The organism is Sphingopyxis sp. SCN 67-31 (genome assembly GCF_001725095.1).
Genome location: NZ_MEFH01000063.1, coordinates 14,987 through 32,696 on the forward strand (window position 1 = coordinate 14,987; position 17,710 = coordinate 32,696).

Genomic DNA, 17,710 nt, shown 5'->3' on the forward strand with positions numbered 1-17,710 from the left:
CAAAGGATGTGAAGATGGCTGTTTCTCGCCATTGGAAAGGCCTGCTGCTGGCGACGTTGCTGCTTCCGGTGCAACCCGCGCAGGCGATGGAAGGCGCGCCGACCTCCGAACAGGTCCTGCGCGACCGCTATACGCGCGCCGCCGTGCTGCAAGGCGCCAACGTCCGCCTGCTTCGGAACCTCACCATCAGGCCGAACTGGATCAACGGCACCGATATCTTCTGGTTCGAACGGCAGGAGGAGGGCGGGAAGCGGTTTCTGATCGCCGATGTCGAGCGGCGCATGCAGCGGGATGCCTTCGATCATGACGCGGTGGCCGCCGCGCTGACCCGCGCCTCGGGCAAGTCGGTGGCTGCGAGTGCTCTTCCGCTGTCCGACCTCCGGTTCGACGCGAATCTGCGCGGGATGACGTTCGATGCGCTTGGCAAGCGCTGGCGCTATGGCGAAGGGCAGCCCGATCTGATCGCATTGGGTGATGTCGCCCCGGCACCGATGTCGGTGTCGCCCGACGGCCGCCTTGGCGCCTATCGCAAGGGGAACGATATCTGGCTGCGCGACCTGACGACGGGAAGCGACCGGCCGCTGACCAGCGATGGCGAGCGCTTCCATGCCTATGGCGCGGACACCGACGCACTGAGCAATCCGGCCGCCCCGGTGCAGGTCGCCTGGTCCCCCGATTCGCGCCAGTTGCTGGCGACGCGGCTCGACGAGCGGAATGTTGCCGAACTGCCGATGGTCGATTTCGCGCCGAAGGACGGCTCGCCGCGGCCCGTCGCCTACAGCCGGCGGGTCGCGCTGCCGGGCGACCCCCATGTTCCGATGTTCGAAATGATGGCGATCGACGTCGCGTCGGGGCGGATCGTGCGCGCCGACTATCCGGCGTTGCCGTCGGTCCGCATGAATCACCCGCCGATTTCGAGCAACCTCGCCTGGTTCGGGTCCGCGAACCAGGCCTATTTCGTCGATGTCGCGCGCGACGAGCGGCGGGTGACTGTCGTTGCCTTCGATACCGTCACCGGCGCTACCCGACCCGTCTTTACGGAGACGAACGAGGCCTGGCTGGAGCTGGGGGCGAATTTCTTCGATCCGGTGCCGATCGTGCCGCTGCCCGGCAGCGAGGACATAGTCTGGTATTCGCAGCGTTCGGGAATTGGACAGCTTTACGTCTATGACCTGAAAACGGGACGGATGAAGCGGCAGCTGACCAAGGGCAGCACGCCGGTCCGCGAGGTGATCGGGTTGGCAGACGGCGGGCGACGGCTGATCTTCTCACGCGGCAGCACGCGCCCCGGCGGCGATCCCTATCAGCGCGAACTGGCTTATGTCGAACTGGCGAGCGGCCGAACGCGCCTGCTGGAGCAGCGCGACGCCGATCTTGCCGCGATCCCGAACATTGGCGCGCGGATCACGGTCGACCCCGAGAGGCGCGTCAACCGGCCGACGGCGCTGTCGCCCAGCGGGCGCTATCTGATGCGCACTGCCGGACGGGTCGACGGCGTAGCGGACAGCGACGTGATCGACCTCGACGGCCGCGCGGTCCTGTCGATCGCGCGCGCCGATACGTCGGCGATGCCGCAGGGCTGGCGCTGGCCGACACCGGTGCAGCTTGTCGCGGCGGACGAAAAGACGCCGATCAGCGGCTTGCTGTTCAAACCGTCCTTCTGGACCGCCGGCGAGCGCTATCCGGTCATCGATTACATCTATGGCGGGCCGCAGATGGCCAATGTGCCGCACCGGACGGCAAGCCGCGCCTATCTGGAGGCCGCGTCGCTTGCGGAACTGGGCTTCATCGTCGCGATCATCGACGGCCGCGGCACGCCCGAGCGCTCGCGCGCCTTTCACGAACATGCGTGGCGCCAGATCGACCATGCGAGCGAATTGGCCGACCATGTCGCCGGCCTTCGCCAACTCGCCGACCGTGAGCCGTCGATCGACCTCGAACGGACGGGGATCTATGGATTTTCGGGGGGCGGTTACATGACTGCAATGGCGATGCTGCGCTTCCCCGAATTCTTCAAGGTTGGCGTCGCCGGGGGAATGAACGCTGACCAGCGGTTGTTCTGGCATAGCTGGGGCGAACGCTTTCAGGGCATGCCCGACGGGAATAATTACGAGCAGCAGGCACTGGCGACCCATGCCGACCGGCTACGGGGCAAGTTGCTGATCATCCACGGCCTCAATGATTTCTGGGTGCATCCCGCCGGTGTCTTCCAGTTCATGCAGGCGCTGCAGGACGCGCACAAGGACTTCGATACCGTGCTGATGCCACAGGAGGGGCACGCGCTGACCGGCTATGCCCAGCGGCGGATGTGGAGCTATTTCCTCGAGCATCTGCGGGAGGAGCATCTGCCGGCCGGATTGCATCATCAAAGCCAGCAGGAACTCGGCAGCTTGCGCACGGCGACGCAATTGCGGAGCGTGGCGACCGACAAATGACCGCGACGGGGTTCGGCCGCCGCGCGGTGCTGCTGTCGCTCGCCGCGACGGTTTCGGCCTGCGCCGCGCCGCGTCCGACACTCGTCCACCGCCCGCGCGTCGCGCTGCTGACGCCGCTGGGGACGATCGTGATCGAAGTTCGCAACGATGTGGCGCCGCTGTCGGGCGGCGATTTCCTGCGCTATGTCGATGCCGGCAAATATACGGGCGCGCACTTCTTTCGCGCGGTGCGCGAGGACAATGATCTATCGGATCAGAAAATCTCGGTCATCCAGGCCGTCACGGCGCCGGGTGTCGAAAGCTTTCCGCCGATCGCGCACGAGGACACACGGCAGACCGGGCTGCGGCACGTGGCGGGCACCATATCGCTGGCGCGTGGAGCGCTGGGGACGGCGTCGGGTGCGACCTTCTTCATCTGCGCCGATGCTTCCCCGGCGCTCGACTACGGCGGCGGGCGCCATCCCGATGGGCTGGGATTCGCAGCCTTCGGACAGGTGACCGCGGGGATGGACATCGTCCGGGCGATCCAGCAGAGAAGAACGAACGGGGCGTCGCAATCGCCGGTCATGACCGGCCAGATTCTCGAGCAGCCCATCGCGATCACGCGCGCCGTGCGCGTGTGATATCGACAGGAGCGGGGGAGAAGACGGATGCGCTATACTTATTCGTGGCTGACAGTGCTGGCGCTTGCAGCGCCCGTCGCGGCGCAGGCACAGGCGCCGGCGAACAGCGCCGACGAGCAGCTTCGCGCGCTCTATGAGGCCGAATGGGCGTGGCGTGGTACCGAGCTGGGCCATTGGCGCGGCGATGACGAGACCGGGCCGCTCGACCATTTCCCCAGGGTGGATGCCGCGAGCCAGCAGGCGCGCGTTGCGCATTGGGCGGATATTCTGAAGGCGCTCGACCGGATTCCGGTCGACCGGCTGTCGCCCGAGGAACGGATCAACGCCGCGGTGTTCCGCACCAGCCTGGAGGCGTTCGTCGCCAACGGGCGGTTCCGCACCTGGGAAATGCCGTTCAACGCCGACAGCCAGTTCTGGGCGGGCATCGCGGCGCGCACCCCGTATCGGACCGAGGCGCAATATCGGCGCTACCTCGCCCGTCTTTCCGACCTGCCGCGCTATTTCGACGAGCAGATCGTCAATATGCGCGCGGGGCTGAAGCGCGGCTTCAGCGTGCCCGGGGTGACGCTGGCGGGGCGCGACAAGTCGATCGAGGCGCATATGGTCGCCGATCCCGAAGGCAATCCCTTCTGGGGGGCGTTCGCCGATCTGCCGGCCGCGATCCCGGCGAGCGAGAAGGCCGCGATCCAGGCCGAGGCGAGGCAGATCATCGCGCAGAAGATCGTCCCCGCCTATGCGAAGCTGCTCGAATTCTATCGCAACGAATATCTGCCGCAGGCGCGCAAGACGCTGGCGGCCGAGGCGATGCCCGACGGCAAGGCCTTCTATCAGGCGCAGATCCGCGAATATACGACGACCGACCTCACCCCGGAGCAGATCCACCGCATCGGCCTCGAAGAAGTGGCGCGCATCACCGCCGACATGGAGAAGACCCGGGAAGCCGCCGGGTTCAAGGGCGACCTCAAGGCGTTCATCCATTTCCTGCGCACCGACCCGCAATTCTATGCGCGGACGCCCGACGAGCTGATGGGCGTGTCCGCCTATACCGCCAAGCGGATGGACGGGCTGCTCCGCACCACCATCGGCTTCCTGCCGCGCTACCGCTTCACCATCCGGCCGGTGCCCGATGCGATCGCGCCCTTCTTCACCGCGGGCCGCGGCGGGCGCGAGGCGTGCCTGATGAACACCTATGACCTGCCGTCGCGCCCGCTGTATCAGATTCCGGCGCTGACGCTCCACGAATGCACCCCCGGGCACAGCCTGCAGGGGGCGATCGCGATGGAGGCGCCCGTTCCCGACCGGCCCGAGTTCCGCAAGCAAACCTATTTTTCGGGCTATGGCGAGGGGTGGGGGCTCTACACCGAATGGCTGGGCAGCAAGATCGGCATCTATCGCACGCCCTATGAGGAGTTCGGCCGCCAGTCCTACGAAATCTGGCGCGCCTGCCGTCTCGTCATCGACACCGGCATCCACCATTATGGCTGGACGCGCGATCAGGCGATCGCCTACCTCGCCGATCACAGCGCGCTGTCGCGGCACGAGGTGGAGACCGAGGTCGACCGCTATATCAGCTGGCCGGGACAGGCGCTCGCCTACAAGCTGGGCGAGCTGGCCATCCGCCGCCAGCGCGCGAAGGCCGAAGCGGCGCTGGGTCCCGCCTTCGACCAGCGCTGGTTCCACGACAAGCTGCTGAGCCTCGGGTCGGTGCCGCTCGACATGTTCGAGCAGGAAATGGAGCGCTGGACCGCCGAGGGCGGCAAGAACCCCTTCCCCGGCGCGGTCTGATCGCGCCGGCGGCCGGCCGAAACAGGACGGCCGAGGCCGGACAGGCTCGAACGGCGCTTTGTCAGCTGGCAGCGAGGCGGAGCAGGCCGTCGATGTCGATATGGTCCGACAGCGTTTCGGCGATCGCGTCGAGCGCGGCATCGACGTCGGCGCCATGGTCGTGCGCGCGGGCCGCGACCCCGATATGGGCGAGCAGCGCGCGGCGGAGCGCCGGCGCGGCGAACAGGCCGTGGAGATAGGTTCCCATCACCGTTCCGCCCGGGTCGATCGCGCCGTCGGCGCCGCCTCCGTCGAGCCTGGCGAAGGGCGCCGCGGTGCCGGGGCCGCGCGTCTCCCCCATGTGCATCTCATACCCCTCGACCGGGACGCCCAGCGCTTCGCCGTGGACGCGGCGCAGGACCTTCACGGGGGAGAGGGTGGTCGTCACGTCGAGCAGGCCGAGCCCCTCGACCTCCGACGGCACCCCCTCGATGCCGTGCGGATCGGCGATGCGGCGGCCGAGCATCTGATAGCCGCCGCACAGGCCGACGATCAGACCGCCGCGCCGATGATGCGCGCGGATGTCGATGTCCCAGCCTTCGGCGCGCACCGCCGCGAGGTCGGCGATCGTCGCCTTCGATCCGGGCAGGACGACGATCGCGGCCTCGGCGGGGATCGGGCGCCCGGGCGGCACCATGACGAGCTCGATGCCGGGTTCGAGCCGAAACGGGTCGAGGTCGTCGAAATTGGCGATGCGCGGCAGGATCGGGCAGGCGACGATCCGGCGGCCGCTGTCGGGCATGGAGCGCCGGTCGAGGATCACCGCATCTTCGCTCGGCAGGCGGGCGGCGGCGGGCAGCCAGGGAATGATGCCGAAGCCGCGCCACCCGGTCCGCGCCTCGACCGCGCGATAGCCGTCCGCGAACAGCGCCGGGTCGCCGCGAAACTTGTTGACCAGGAAGCCGCGGATCATCGCGGCGTCGGCGGGGTCGATCACCGCGCGCGTGCCGACCAGCGACGCGATCACGCCGCCGCGGTCGATGTCGCCGACCAGCACCACCGGCACCCCCGCCGCCCGCGCGAAACCCATGTTGGCGATGTCGCCGGCGCGCAGATTGATCTCGGCGGGCGACCCCGCGCCCTCGACGAGCAGGAGGTCGCATTCGGCGCGCAGCCGGTCGTGGCTCTGCATCACATCGGCCAGCAGCGTGCCGCGTGCTTCGCGGAAATTGTTGCTGCCCAGCGTGCCGCGCACCCGGCCGTGGACGATCAGCTGCGAACTGCGGTCGGCCTGCGGCTTCAGCAGCACCGGGTTCATGTCGCTGTGCGGTTCGACGCGGCAGGCAAGCGCCTGAAGCGCCTGCGCGCGGCCGATTTCTCCGCCGTCGGCCGTCACCGCGGCGTTGTTCGACATGTTCTGCGGCTTGAAGGGGCGGACGCGCAGGCCGCGGTTGGTCCAGGCGCGGCACAGCCCGGCGACGAGCACCGACTTGCCGACATCCGATCCCGTGCCTTGCAGCATCAGCGCGCCGCTCATTCGCGGCTGCGCCCCAGCGCGGTGATCGTCGGCCAGGCGCCGCCAAGGTCGACCTCGGCCTCTATGCCATAGACCGCGCGCAGATTCGCGCGCGTCAGCACCGCGGCGGGCGGACCGTCGGCAACGATCGCGCCCTTGTCGATCAGCAGCAGCCGGTCGCAATAGCGCGCCGCCATGGTCAGGTCGTGGAGTACCGCGATGACGAGGCCGCCGCCGTGCGCTTCGCCGCGCAGCAGGTCCATGACGTCGATCTGGTGGCCGGGGTCGAGGCTGGCGAGCGGTTCGTCGGCGACCAGCATCGGCGCTTCGACCGCCAGCGCGCGGGCGAGAAGGATGCGCGCGCGCTCGCCGCCCGACACGTGGGTCGCGTCGCGATCCCGCAGGTCGAGCACCCCGGCGCGCGTCATCGCGCGCTCGATCGCGGCGAGGTCGGCGGCGCCCGGGCGCGACATCGGGCCGAGGTGCGGCAGGCGGCCGAGCCCGACGAGCCGCTCGACGGTCAGCGGCCAGTGGAGTGTCTGGCCCTGCGGCAGATAGGCGGCGCATCGCGCCAGCGTCGCGCGCGGCATCGCGGCGACGTCGGCGCCGTCGATGCGGATGCGCCCGGTGCTCGGCACCAGCGCGAGCAGCGCGCACGCCAGCGTCGACTTGCCCGCGCCATTGGGGCCGACGATGCCGGTGAGCGTGCCCCCGGCCAGCGCCGCGCTGACGTCGCGCACCACGGGGCGCCGCCCGAGGCGGACATCGACATGATCGAGCGTCAGCGTCACCACAGCCGGCGCTCGCGCATCAGGTGGAACAGGAAGACGGGCACGCCCAGAAAGGCGGTCACGACGCCCAGCTTGAGCTCGCTGGTCGTATCGATCAGCCGCACCGCCAGGTCGGCGAGCGTCAGCAGCGCCGCGCCGCCGATCGCCGAGGGCAGCAGGATCGCCGACGGGCTGCGGTCGGTCAGCGGGCGGATCAGATGCGGGACGATCAGCCCGACGAAGCCGATCGCGCCCGACACCGCGACCGCGCCGCCGACCCCGATCGCGGTGCCGAGCAGCAGGCGCAGGCGCGTGCGGGCAAGGTCGACGCCGAGCGCCTGCGCACCGTCCTCGCCCAGCGTCAGCGCGTCGAGCGCGCGCCCGTTCCACAGCAGCAGCGCCATCCCGGCGCCGATGCACGGCAGCGCCGCCCACAAATGGCCGAACGAACGATTTTCGAGGCTGCCCATCAGCCAGGTCATGATCTCCATCGCCGCGAAGGGGTTGGGCGACAGGTTGAGCGCGAGGCTGATGCCCGCCCCCGCGAGCGTGCCGACGGCGATGCCGGCGAGGATCAGCGTCAGCGGGCTTTCGGAGCGGCCCGCGAGCGCGAAGAGCAGCGCGAGCGACAGCAGCGCACCGGCGATCGACAGCAGCGGCAGCGCCGCAGGGTGAAGATTGGCGAGCCCGAAATAGAGCGCGGCGACCGCGCCAAGCGCCGCGGCGTTCGAGGTGCCGAGCACCGACGGCTCGGCGAGGGGATTGCGCAGATAGCCTTGCAGCGCCGCGCCCGCGAGCCCGAGCATGGCGCCGACCGCGAGCCCGACCAGCAGGCGCGGCAGGCGCAGGTCGAAGAGGATGACGGTCGCGACATGATCGCCGCGGCCGGATGCGGCGGCAAACAGGCGGGCGAGCGGCAGGTCGACGGTGCCGAAGCACAGCGAAGCTGCCGCCACGCCGCATGCAAGCGCGAGCAGCGCCAGCGTCAGCCGCCGGGGCGATCGGGCGTCGCGCATCGTCATCGGCGCGCGCCGTCGTGGCGCTGGATCTGCCCGGCAAGGCGGTGCACGGCCGCCCCATAAGCGGGGCCGCCGCAAACGGTCCACGCCTCCGGCACGCTGAGCCGCGGAATGCCCCGAAGCGCGGGATGATGCAGCATCTCGCTGCCCTGATCGGTGATGGTGTCGCTCGCGCTTTCGACGATCAGGAAATCGGGGTTCGCCGCCACCATCTCCTCGAGGCTCAGTTGCGACAGCGGCGGCTTGCCCAGCTTTGCGGCAAGATTGACCAGCCCGACGCGCCCCATCATTTCGTCGATCAGCGTCCCCGTCCCGGTCATGTAGCCGCGCCGCTGGTAATAGGCGGCGACCCGGCCGCGCCCCGGGCGGGGCACGCCGGCGAGGTCGCGCTCCATCCGCGCGATCAGCGCTTCGCCGCGCGCCGGATCGCCGAGCGCGGTCGCGGTCAGGCGGATCGTCCGGCGGATGACGTCGAAGCTGTCGGCGGTCGGCAGGTCGAGCGTCCGAAAGCTGCCGCGCGGCAGCGCCGCGACCGCCGCGCTGCCGCTCGCGGGCATGCCGACGATCAGGTCGGGCGCCGCGACCAGTATCTGTTCGGCGGCGTTGCGGATCAGCGGCAGCCCGCGCGCCGCCGCGGCGGCCGCGGACATGCCGGGGTCGGTCGCGTTGCGCGTCAGCCCGGCGATCCGGTCGCGGTCGGCGAGCGCGAGCAGCAGCTGGTCGGCGCACAGGTTGAGCGACACGACGCGCTGCGGCGCGGCCGGTGGCGTCGCCGGCGCCGCGCGGCCGCCCTGCTGCGCCCACAGTGCGCCGCCGCCGGCGAGCAGCAGCGCGAGCGCGGGCAGGGCGGCGTGCGGGGTCAAGCGGGTTCCTCTTCCCTCAGAAGCGCAGGCGGACGCCGCCATAGGCGGCCCGGCCCGGCGTCGCGATGCTGAAAACCTCCTCATAGTCGACCCCGAGCAGATTCTCGACGCGCCCGAAGACCGAGATGGCATCGGTCACCCGGTAATCGGCGCCAAGGTTGACGAGCACATAGTCCTTCATCGCGACCACGACCGGGACATAGCTGGGGTCGATATAGGCGAGGTCGGTCGTGCGGCCGTTGTAGCGCAGCGTCAGGGTCCCCGCAAAGCGCTGGTCGCTGCTCGACACGGTGGTGTTGAAGCTGGCGATATGCTTCGGCCGCCGCACTTCGGGCGCGCCGTTCTCGCGCGCCTTGATCCAGCTGTAGGCGAGGTCGAAGCGAAGCTGCGGCAGCGGCCGCGCGCTGGCGAAGGCCTCGATGCCGTGCTGCTTGCTCGTCGTCGCGCGGTTCGCCGGAGTCGCGGTGAAGTCGGGCGCCGGATAGTCGGTGAAGATCTCGTCCTTCAGCGTCGAATCGAACCAGGTCGCCCCGACCGTCGCCCAGTCGTCGGCGCCGAAGCTCTGCTCGATCCCCGCTTCCCAGCCCTCGGACTTTTCGGGTTTCAGGTCGGGATTGCCGATGTAGCGGCCGTCGATATAGCCGAACAGCTCGAAATAGCCCGGATTCTTGACCCCGGTGCCATAGGCGCCGCGGATGCGCGTGCCGGTCGGAAGGCGATAGCTGCCCTGGACGCGCCAGGTCGTCGCATCGTCGAAGCGGTTGTTGTCGTCGTGGCGCAGCGACGCGCCGAGCGAGAGCGCGCCCGCGGTCAGCTCATATTGGGCGACCAGCCCCAGATTGTCGGTGTGGCGCTTTCCCTGAAAGGCGCCCGGCGTCAGCGTGCGGAAGGCCTCGCGCTCGACATCGACCGCACCGGTCAGCCGGTGGGCGATCGCATCGGTCCCGAAGCGGATGCTCGAGGTCAGCGATCCCTTGTAGCGCTGTCCCTTGCTGCCATAGTCCAACCCGAAGGGGGAGCGGCCGTGGCGCGCGGTGTCGGAAAGCTGCCCCGACAGGCTGGTCACCCAGCGCCCGTCGAGCGCGGTCAGTTCGGCCGCCAGCAGGGCATGGAAGGATTCGGTCTCGACATGGACGCCGGGGCTGTCGACGATATAGCCGAAGCGCGGGCTCGTCGTATCATATTCGCTGTCGTCGTTGTCGGCGTCGCTGAAGCCATAGCGCAGCACGGCGTTCAGCCGGAAGGCGTCGCTCGGCGTCCAGCCCAGCTTCGCGCTCGCGCCGACCGTCTGCATCCCGACGTCGCGCACCCCGCCGCGCGCGGTCGGATAGCCGTTCGCGCCGTAATAGGTACCGGTGATCGCATAGTCGAAGCTGTCCGATGCGCCCGCGGCGCGGGCGCTGCCGGCGACGGTGCCGAACGACCCGCCCTCGATCCGGGCGCTCAGGCCCGGCGCCTCGCGTCCCGACAGGGTGATGTAATGGATCACGCCGCCGATCGCGTCGGAGCCATAGAGCGACGATTGCTGGCCGCGCAGCACCTCGATCCGCGCGGCGGGGTCGGCGAGCAGACCGCCGAAATCGAACTGGCCCTGATAGGGGTCGGCGACCTCGATGCCGTCGACCAGGACGAGGACGTGATTGGCTTCGCTGCCGCGGATGCGGATATCGGTCATGCCGCCGAGGCCGCCGGTGCGGCTGACCGCGACGCCGGGCACGTCGCGCAGCACGTCGGAAACGATGCGCGTCTGGCGCTGTTCGAGCGCTTCGCTGTCGATCGCCGTGACCGAGGCGCCGAGCTGGTCCGCCCGGACCCCTTCGCCCGAACGCGAGGCAGTGACGATGATCGCGTCGCCGGGGCGCGGGTCGGCGGCGGCATCGCCGGTCTGGGCCAGCGCCGGCGACGTCGCCGCCAGCGCCACGATGGAAAGGCCGTATTTCAACATGGGAGTCCCCCATGCGCCGAGAGCGAAGGCGGGGACCTGCCGAGCCGCGTGCGCGATCGACCGGCGCACGGGCGGCGGGCTGGCGCAAGGCGCCCGCATTTCGTGCCCCGAAGCGGCCCCGGCCGCTGGGTCGTCGCTCGACGGAGTTCTCCGTGCCCTGGCCTTTCCCTGGACCGAGGCATTGAGCGACCCGCGCCGGCAGGTCTCCTGGCTCGCGGGTCGTCGCTTGATGCACGCCTTCCCAGGTCGCCCCAGTGGCAGACCCGGTCGGGGACCGGGTCGGTGCATCGCGCTCGCCGCTTACAGTTGCAGGGACAGCCCCGGTTTCGAAGGCCCGGCCGGACCCCCTTACCGCGTTCCCTTTTAAGCCCCATCGGGGCACCGGCGCGATCAATGCAAGGTTGCCCTTGCGGCGCCCGCCCATAGCGCCTCGGCATATTTTGGCAATCGGCTTTTGCGGGGCCTGCGCGCTTGCCCGAACCGTCCGCCGGGACTAGGAGCGCGGCGTGGCCGATCTTTCCGCCTTCCGCCGACCGGGCTGGCTGCTGCTACCGGTGCTTCTCGCGCTGCTCGCGCGGGTGCTGGTCGCGCCGGGCTGGATGATCGGGCCCGATGCCGGGGGTTCGATCACCGTCCGCGTCTGTTCGGACCCGTCGAACCCCGGCGGGACGATGACCATCCCGGTCCAGACCGCGGGCGATCATCCCGATGGCGAGGGGCAGCAGCATTGCCCGTGGGGCGCGCTCGCGGTGGCGCCGATCGTGCCCGATGCCCCGGCACTGCCCGCGGCGCCGGCACCGGCCGCCCCCACGCCGCTGGCGATCCCCTCGCTCGGCTTCGCGCCGGGCATCGCCTCGCCGCTTCCTCCCAGCACCGGCCCGCCCGCCTTCGCCTGATTCAGACCGATCGCCGGCCGCGCTTCCGCGCGCGCCGGCCTTGCCTGATTTTCAGCGAAGGATTTTCCATGACCCGTTCCGTTACCCGCGCGGCGCCCCTGCCGGCGCTCGCCCTCGCCCTGTCGTTTTCCCCGGTGCCCTTTTCCCCCGCCGCTCACGCCGAGGAGGCGACGATCATCGTCACCGCGCCGACGCTCGCCGACGCCGCGCAGCAGCGCGCGGCGCAGACCCCCGGCGGCACCGATGTCGTCACGCATCAGGATTATGCCGACAAGACGATCGTGTCGCTGCGCGATACGCTCGCCTTCTCGCCCGGCGTCTACCTCCAGCCGCGCTATGGGCAGGAGGTGCGCCTCGCGATCCGCGGCTCGGGCCTCTCGCGCGGCTTCCACATGCGCGGCGTCACGCTGTTGCAGGACGGGGTGCCGATCAACCTCGCCGACGACAATGGTGATTTTCAGGAGCTGGAGCCGATCTTCTTCGACCATCTCGAAGTCTATCGCGGCGCCAATGCGCTGCGCTTCGGTTCGGGAACGCTGGGCGGCGCGATCAACGGCGTGACTCCGACCGGGCGCACCGCCCACGGCGTCTATCTGCGCGGCGACGCCGGCAGCTTCGGCCTGCTGCGCGGCCTGGTTTCGGCGGGCGTCGCCAGCGGGCCGGTCGACGCCTGGGGCGCGGTCAGCGCCGACACGTCGGACGGCGACCGCGACCATGCGCGGCGCCGCAGCCTGCGCTTCCACGGCAATGTCGGGCTAACGCTCGGCGACGGGGTCGCGACGCGCTTCTATGCGAGCATCAACCGCATCCGCCAGCAATTGCCGGGCGCGCTGACCGAGGCGCAGGCGCTGACCGCCCCGCGCGGCGCCAATGCGGGCAGCATCGCGGGCGATCAGCGACGCGACATCGATTCGCTGCGCTTGCAGAACCGCACCCGCTTCGACCTCGGCACCGCGACGCTCGAGGTCGGGGGTTTCGTCAACGCGAAATCGCTCTTTCACCCGATCTTTCAGCTGATCGACCAGAAATCGACCGACGTCGGCGGGTTCGCGCGGCTCGACTATGCCGCGGGGCCGGTCGAGGTGACGCTGGGGGGCGAGATTCGCCGTGGCAGCACCCACGCGCGGCAGTTCGTCAACGTCGCCGGCCGGCGCGGCGCGCTGACCCTCGACGCCGATCAGGAGGCGCGGACCGCGAACCTCTATGGCGAACTGCGCGTGCGGCCGGTGCCGCCGGTGACGCTGATCGCGGGGGGCGTCTATGCCGATGGCATGCGCAAGCGGCGCGTCGGCTTTTCGGCGACCCCGGCCGCCGACGGGCGCGTCGCGTTCGACGCCTTTTCGCCCAAGTTCGGCGTGCTGGTCGAACCGGCGGAGCATGTCCAGATCTTCGCCAACTACAGCCGCTCGGCCGAATTTCCCGGTTTCGGGGAGGTGTTCCAGTCGATCGGCATGCCGCCCGCCAGCGCGCTGATCGCCGACATCCGGCCGCAGCGCGCCTGGACGGCGGAGATCGGCACGCGCGGAACGATGGGTCCGGTGCGTTGGGACGTCGCCTGGTATCGCGCGGCGATCACCGGCGAGATGCTGCAATATACGGTGAACGGCAGCATCCCCGCCGCCACCTTCAACGCCGACCGGACGCTGCATCGGGGGGTGGAGGCCGGGCTGGAGCTGACCCTCGCACCCTGGCTGCGGCTGCGCCAGACCTATGCCTACAGCGACTTCCGCTTCCGGGGCGACGCGCAGTTCGGCGACAATCGCCTGCCGGTGGTGCCGAGGCATGTCTATCGGGCGGAGGTCCGCATCGGCGGCGAGGCGCTGCACGTCGCGCCGACGCTCGAATGGGTGCCGCAGGGACCGTGGGCCGATTATGCCAACCGGGTGCGCACGCCGGGCTATGCGCTGGTCGGCCTGACCGGCGGCGCGCGTATTACCGACGGGATCGACGCCTTCGTCGACGTCCGCAACATCGCCGGCAAGAAAGCGATCGGCGACGTCAGCGCGGTGATCGCCGCCGACGCCGCATCGGCGATCTATTACCCGGTCGAGCGCCGCGCCGTTTCCGCGGGCCTGCGCGCCCGCTTCTGACGCCGTGCTCCCGCATGCTCCTTCCGGCCGGGGGAGGGGCGTGCGGGAGCGACGGAACCTTGACGCGGGTCCGCGACTCTATGGAAAGGGGCGAAGCGGAAAGGAGAGCAGGCGATGACGAAGCGGTTCAGGATCGGCGATCATGTTCGCTGGAATTCGGAGGCGGGCCATGTCTCGGGAAAGATCATCAAGGTGCACACCGCCGACTTCGACTACAAGGGCCACACCCACCGCGCGTCGAAGGACGATCCGCAATATGAGATCAAGAGCGACAAGACCGACCATGTCGCGGCGCACAAGGGCGGCGCGCTCGAACGCATAGATGGCTGAGGCCGTCCCCTTCTTCACCATCGGTCATTCCAGCCGCTCGTTCGACGCGTTCGCCGAGCTGCTCGCGGACGCCGGCGTTCGCCACCTCGTCGATATCCGGCGGATGCCGCGATCGCGGTCGAACCCGCAGTTCAACGAGGACGTCCTGCCCGATGCGCTCGCGGCGCGCGGCCTGTCGTGGGAGCGCATCGCGGCGCTCGGCGGCCTGCGCAAGCGCGAGCGCGAGGTGCCGCGCGCGCTCAACGGATTCTGGACCAACGCCAGCTTCCACAATTATGCCGACTATGCGCTCGGCGCCACGTTTCGAGAGGGATTGGCGCATCTGATCGACGTCGGCCGTGAGCGCCGCTGCGCGATCATGTGCTCGGAAGCCGTCTGGTGGCGCTGCCACCGCCGCATCGTCGCCGACTATCTGATCGTGTCGGGCGCCGCCGTCGCGCACATCATGGAGCGCGGCCCGGAGCCCGCGCGGCTGACGCACGGGGCGATCCCGCGGTCCGACGGTTCGATCGTCTATCCCGCCCCCGCGCCGGAAAAAGGCGTATAGCGCGGGCGGCGCAGGCGCGCGACTCGGCGATCGGCAAAGGGGAGAGAAGGCGGCAATGGACGGGGTGAAGGCGGACGAGCCGTTCGAAAGCCTCGTCGAGGCCGTTCGCGCCTGCCGCATCTGCCGCGACGCGCCGCGCTACGGGCCGCCGCTGGGCCATGAGCCGCGCCCGATCCTGCAATTGTCGGAAAGCGCGCGCATCTGCATCGCGAGCCAGGCCCCGGGCATAAGGGCGCACACCAGCGGCCGGCCGTTCGACGACCCGTCGGGGGTGCGCCTGCGCGAATGGATGGGGATCGACGAGGCGCAATTCTATGACGCCTCGCGCGTCGCGATCCTGCCGATGGGCTTCTGCTTTCCCGGCGTCGGCGCCGGAGGCGACCTGCCGCCGCGGCGCGAGTGCCGCGAGATCTGGCAGCACCGGCTGTTCGCGCGGCTGCCCGACCTGAAGCTGCTGCTCGTCATCGGCGGTCATGCGCTGCGCTGGCATCTGGGTGCCGAATGGGCCCGGCGCGGCGTCACCCAAACCGTGCACGCCTGGCGCGAGATCGGCGCCGCCGGCGCATCGCCGCGCATCGTCCCGCTGCCGCACCCGTCGTGGCACAACAATCGCTGGCTCAAGACCCACGGCTGGTTCGAGCAGGACCTGCTGCCCGAGCTGCGGCGCGAGGTGCACGCCCTGCTGGTCTGATCGGGCGCGGAGCCCTTCCCGGCCGGCGGGCCGGGAAGGGACGATGGTCAGAAACCGAAGGCGATCCCGACCCGGCCGCCGGTGGTGCCCTTCACCGTCGATCCGGCAAAGCCGCCGCTGACGTAGACGCGCGGAGTCAGGCGCACGACGGCGGCGCCCGAGAAACCCTGTTCGCCCTGATAGGTGGCGAGGTTGAACGAGACCGAGACATTGCTGTCGGGGACGATCATCGTGCCGCCCATCGCCATCGCGGTGACGATACCGCCCGTCGCTTCGCGGAATCGGCGGTCGTTGCCGAGGCTCAGCGCGTCGATCCGGCCGTTCAGCGCGCTGATATTGCCGTCGAGCGCCCCGATCGCCGAGCCGACGTCGTGATAGGCGGTGCCGCCGACCGAATAGCTCGGCGCGCTGACCGCGCCCGTCGCGGCATTGTAGGCCGCGCCGCCGCCGAGCGCGGAGGCGAGGCCCGCGCCGGCGGTGTCGCCGCGCAGCACGGCGATGTTTGCGGTCGCTTGCGCGGCGCCGGCACTGGACTGGGCGGTCGCCGCGTTGGCAAGCGCTGTATCGGCGGTGCCCTGCGCCGTCGCGGCGTTGGCGAGTGCCGAGTTGGCTGTCCCTTGCGCCGCGGCCGCTTCGCTGCGGGCGATGTCGGCGGTCGTCTGCGCAGCCGCCGCACTGGCGACGGCGGCGTCGGCGGTCGCCTGCGCCGCGCCCGCGCTGCCTGCGCCCGCCGTCGCGGCGGCAAGCGCGGCATTGGCCGTGGTCTGCGCTGCGGTCGCCTTCGCGTCCACGACATCGAGCTGCGCCTTGTTCACGGCGTCGGTCGCCTGCGTGCCCGCCGCGACGTTGACGAGCTGGCGTTGCAGGGCCGCCGAACCGATGGAGACGCCGTTCGCGCGATCGGCGATCGATCCGGTGCCGAGTGCGACACTGCCCGCGGCCGTGGCCTCCGCGCCATAGCCGACCGCCGTGGCGCTGATGACCGTTGCCTTGGCCAGTGTGCCCAGCGCCGTCGTATAAAAGGTCGTGGCCTCGCTCATTCTCCCGACGGCTGTCGCATCGTCGCCCGCCGCCTTGCTGTTGGCGCCTACCGCCGTGCTGGCAGAGCCGGAGGCTTCGCTCAGATAGCCAAATGCGGAGGCGCCAGCCTTGCTGGCGACGGAACTGCCTCCTGCCGCGATCGCGTAGCCCGCGGCGTTGGCGGCGTCTCCGAGGGCGACCGAGTCGATCCCCGTGGCCCCGGCAGTGCGGCCGATCGCGATCGCGCTGATCCCCGTGGCGCTCGCGCCTGCCCCCACCGAATTGATCGCGACATAGGGATTGACGGCCCCCGCAGCCACGGCGTCGAGCTGCGCCTTGTTCACCGCGTCGGTCGCCTGCGTGCCCGCGGCGACATTGGTGAGCTGGCGCTGGTAAGTCGCCGCGCCGAACGAGACGCTATTCGTGCGGTCCGCGATCGACCCCGCACCGATCGCCACGCTGCGCTCGGCGGATGCCTGCGCATTCTGGCCTAGCGCCGTGGCGCCTTCCGCCGACGCATTGGCGAGCACTCCGAACGCGCTCGCATATTCGGCCGTGGCCTCGCTGAACGCGCCTGCCGCCGTAGTGTAATCGGCGGTCGCCTTGCTGGTGTTGCCGAGCGCGGAGCTGTTGAAGCCGAAGGCCTGGGTCGATACGCCGAGTGCGGTGGCGCCGCTGCTGGTGGCGCCGGAGTTCTGCCCCACTGCGGTGGTGAAGGCGGCGGTTGCGTTGGAACTCTTGCCGATCGCAGTGGCGTTGGTCGAATCGGCGTTCGCCAATTGGCCGACGGCGGTGCTGTTGTCCCCGGTCGCGCGACTCGATTGGCCCAGCGCGGTGCTGCTTGCGGAAGTGGCGCGGGCGTTGCGACCGACCGCCGTGCTGCGCTCGCCGCTTGCTTCGGTCGCCTGACCCAGCGCAGTGCTTTCTTCGCCGGTTGCCGAGCTGTTGCTGCCCACGGCGGTGCTGACGAGGCCGCTCGCGACGCTGACTTCGCCGCATTCGGTGCTGCCGCTCACGTCATCGGCGTTGCCGGATATGCCGTCAGGGCCCGCATTGACATTGCATTCGGGGGTGACGTCGGCGCGCGCCGGGGCGGCCGTCAGCATCGCGATGACGATGGCCGGAGCGGCTGCGGCGATCAGCAGGTTCAATTTACGCATATTCTCTTCCCTCCTATCGGGCGAAGGCCATCGGCCCCCAC

General features: G+C 70.1%; 14 protein-coding genes and 1 riboswitch. Of the genes, 8 read left to right on the forward strand and 6 right to left on the reverse strand.

The window, feature by feature from the left end; all coding sequences use genetic code 11:
• The first annotated feature begins 14 nt into the window (after window positions 1–14).
• From ABS88_RS12745 to ABS88_RS12755, 3 genes are read left to right on the forward strand one after another with little or no spacing between them, the layout of a single operon-like run.
• Window positions 15–2,435, forward strand: a complete 2,421-nt coding sequence (locus ABS88_RS12745) for a S9 family peptidase (RefSeq protein WP_286749898.1) — start codon at window positions 15–17, stop codon at window positions 2,433–2,435.
• Window positions 2,432–3,058, forward strand: a complete 627-nt coding sequence (locus tag ABS88_RS12750) for a peptidylprolyl isomerase (RefSeq protein WP_286749899.1) — start codon at window positions 2,432–2,434, stop codon at window positions 3,056–3,058. Before ABS88_RS12745 ends, ABS88_RS12750 begins: the two co-directional genes overlap by 4 nt.
• A 27-nt stretch (window positions 3,059–3,085) precedes the next feature.
• Window positions 3,086–4,843, forward strand: coding sequence for a DUF885 domain-containing protein (locus tag ABS88_RS12755; protein ID WP_286749900.1), 1,758 nt, complete (start codon window positions 3,086–3,088; stop codon window positions 4,841–4,843).
• A 61-nt stretch (window positions 4,844–4,904) separates the two neighbouring features.
• On the opposite strand, the gene ABS88_RS12760 is transcribed toward ABS88_RS12755, so the two are convergent.
• From ABS88_RS12760 to ABS88_RS12780, 5 genes are read right to left on the reverse strand one after another with little or no spacing between them, the layout of a single operon-like run.
• Window positions 4,905–6,359 (reverse strand): cobyric acid synthase, encoded by a 1,455-nt coding sequence (locus ABS88_RS12760; protein ID WP_286749901.1) that lies wholly within the window; start codon window positions 6,357–6,359, stop codon window positions 4,905–4,907.
• Window positions 6,356–7,132, reverse strand: coding sequence for an ABC transporter ATP-binding protein (locus tag ABS88_RS12765; protein ID WP_286749902.1), 777 nt, complete (start codon window positions 7,130–7,132; stop codon window positions 6,356–6,358). The genes ABS88_RS12760 and ABS88_RS12765 overlap by 4 nt, the downstream gene beginning before the upstream one ends.
• A complete protein-coding gene (locus ABS88_RS12770; RefSeq protein WP_286749963.1) occupies window positions 7,126–8,124 on the reverse strand; it encodes a FecCD family ABC transporter permease in 999 nt (332 codons plus the stop codon). The genes ABS88_RS12765 and ABS88_RS12770 overlap by 7 nt, the downstream gene beginning before the upstream one ends.
• A 2-nt stretch (window positions 8,125–8,126) precedes the next feature.
• Window positions 8,127–8,990 (reverse strand): ABC transporter substrate-binding protein, encoded by an 864-nt coding sequence (locus ABS88_RS12775; RefSeq protein ID WP_286749903.1) that lies wholly within the window; start codon window positions 8,988–8,990, stop codon window positions 8,127–8,129.
• Window positions 8,991–9,006: 16 nt separating this feature from the next.
• Window positions 9,007–10,935 carry a TonB-dependent receptor plug domain-containing protein gene (locus ABS88_RS12780; protein ID WP_286749904.1) on the reverse strand — a complete coding sequence of 643 codons (1,929 nt, stop codon included), beginning with the start codon at window positions 10,933–10,935 and terminating at the stop codon, window positions 9,007–9,009.
• A 180-nt stretch (window positions 10,936–11,115) separates the two neighbouring features.
• Window positions 11,116–11,336: riboswitch (cobalamin riboswitch) on the reverse strand.
• Between the two features lie 105 nt (window positions 11,337–11,441).
• Between ABS88_RS12780 and ABS88_RS12785 the strand changes: the two genes are divergently transcribed.
• The 5 genes from ABS88_RS12785 (at window position 11,442) to ABS88_RS12805 (ending at window position 15,489) form a co-directional block, all read left to right on the forward strand.
• Window positions 11,442–11,831 (forward strand): hypothetical protein, encoded by a 390-nt coding sequence (locus ABS88_RS12785; RefSeq protein WP_067110373.1) that lies wholly within the window; start codon window positions 11,442–11,444, stop codon window positions 11,829–11,831.
• A gap of 68 nt (window positions 11,832–11,899) precedes the next feature.
• Window positions 11,900–13,921 carry a TonB-dependent receptor family protein gene (locus tag ABS88_RS12790; RefSeq protein ID WP_286749905.1) on the forward strand — a complete coding sequence of 674 codons (2,022 nt, stop codon included), beginning with the start codon at window positions 11,900–11,902 and terminating at the stop codon, window positions 13,919–13,921.
• Between the two features lie 114 nt (window positions 13,922–14,035).
• Window positions 14,036–14,251, forward strand: a complete 216-nt coding sequence (locus ABS88_RS12795; protein WP_067110379.1) for a hypervirulence associated TUDOR domain-containing protein — start codon at window positions 14,036–14,038, stop codon at window positions 14,249–14,251.
• Window positions 14,244–14,798 carry a DUF488 domain-containing protein gene (locus tag ABS88_RS12800; protein ID WP_286749906.1) on the forward strand — a complete coding sequence of 185 codons (555 nt, stop codon included), beginning with the start codon at window positions 14,244–14,246 and terminating at the stop codon, window positions 14,796–14,798. Before ABS88_RS12795 ends, ABS88_RS12800 begins: the two co-directional genes overlap by 8 nt.
• 55 nt (window positions 14,799–14,853) lie before the next feature.
• The gene (locus ABS88_RS12805) at window positions 14,854–15,489 is read left to right on the forward strand and encodes a uracil-DNA glycosylase family protein (RefSeq protein ID WP_286749907.1); all 636 of its coding nucleotides are present in this window, start codon (window positions 14,854–14,856) and stop codon (window positions 15,487–15,489) included.
• Window positions 15,490–15,536: 47 nt separating this feature from the next.
• Here ABS88_RS12805 and ABS88_RS12810 read toward each other — a convergent pair whose 3' ends face one another.
• A complete protein-coding gene (locus ABS88_RS12810; RefSeq protein ID WP_286749909.1) occupies window positions 15,537–17,669 on the reverse strand; it encodes a hypothetical protein in 2,133 nt (710 codons plus the stop codon).
• Window positions 17,670–17,710 lie beyond the last annotated feature (41 nt).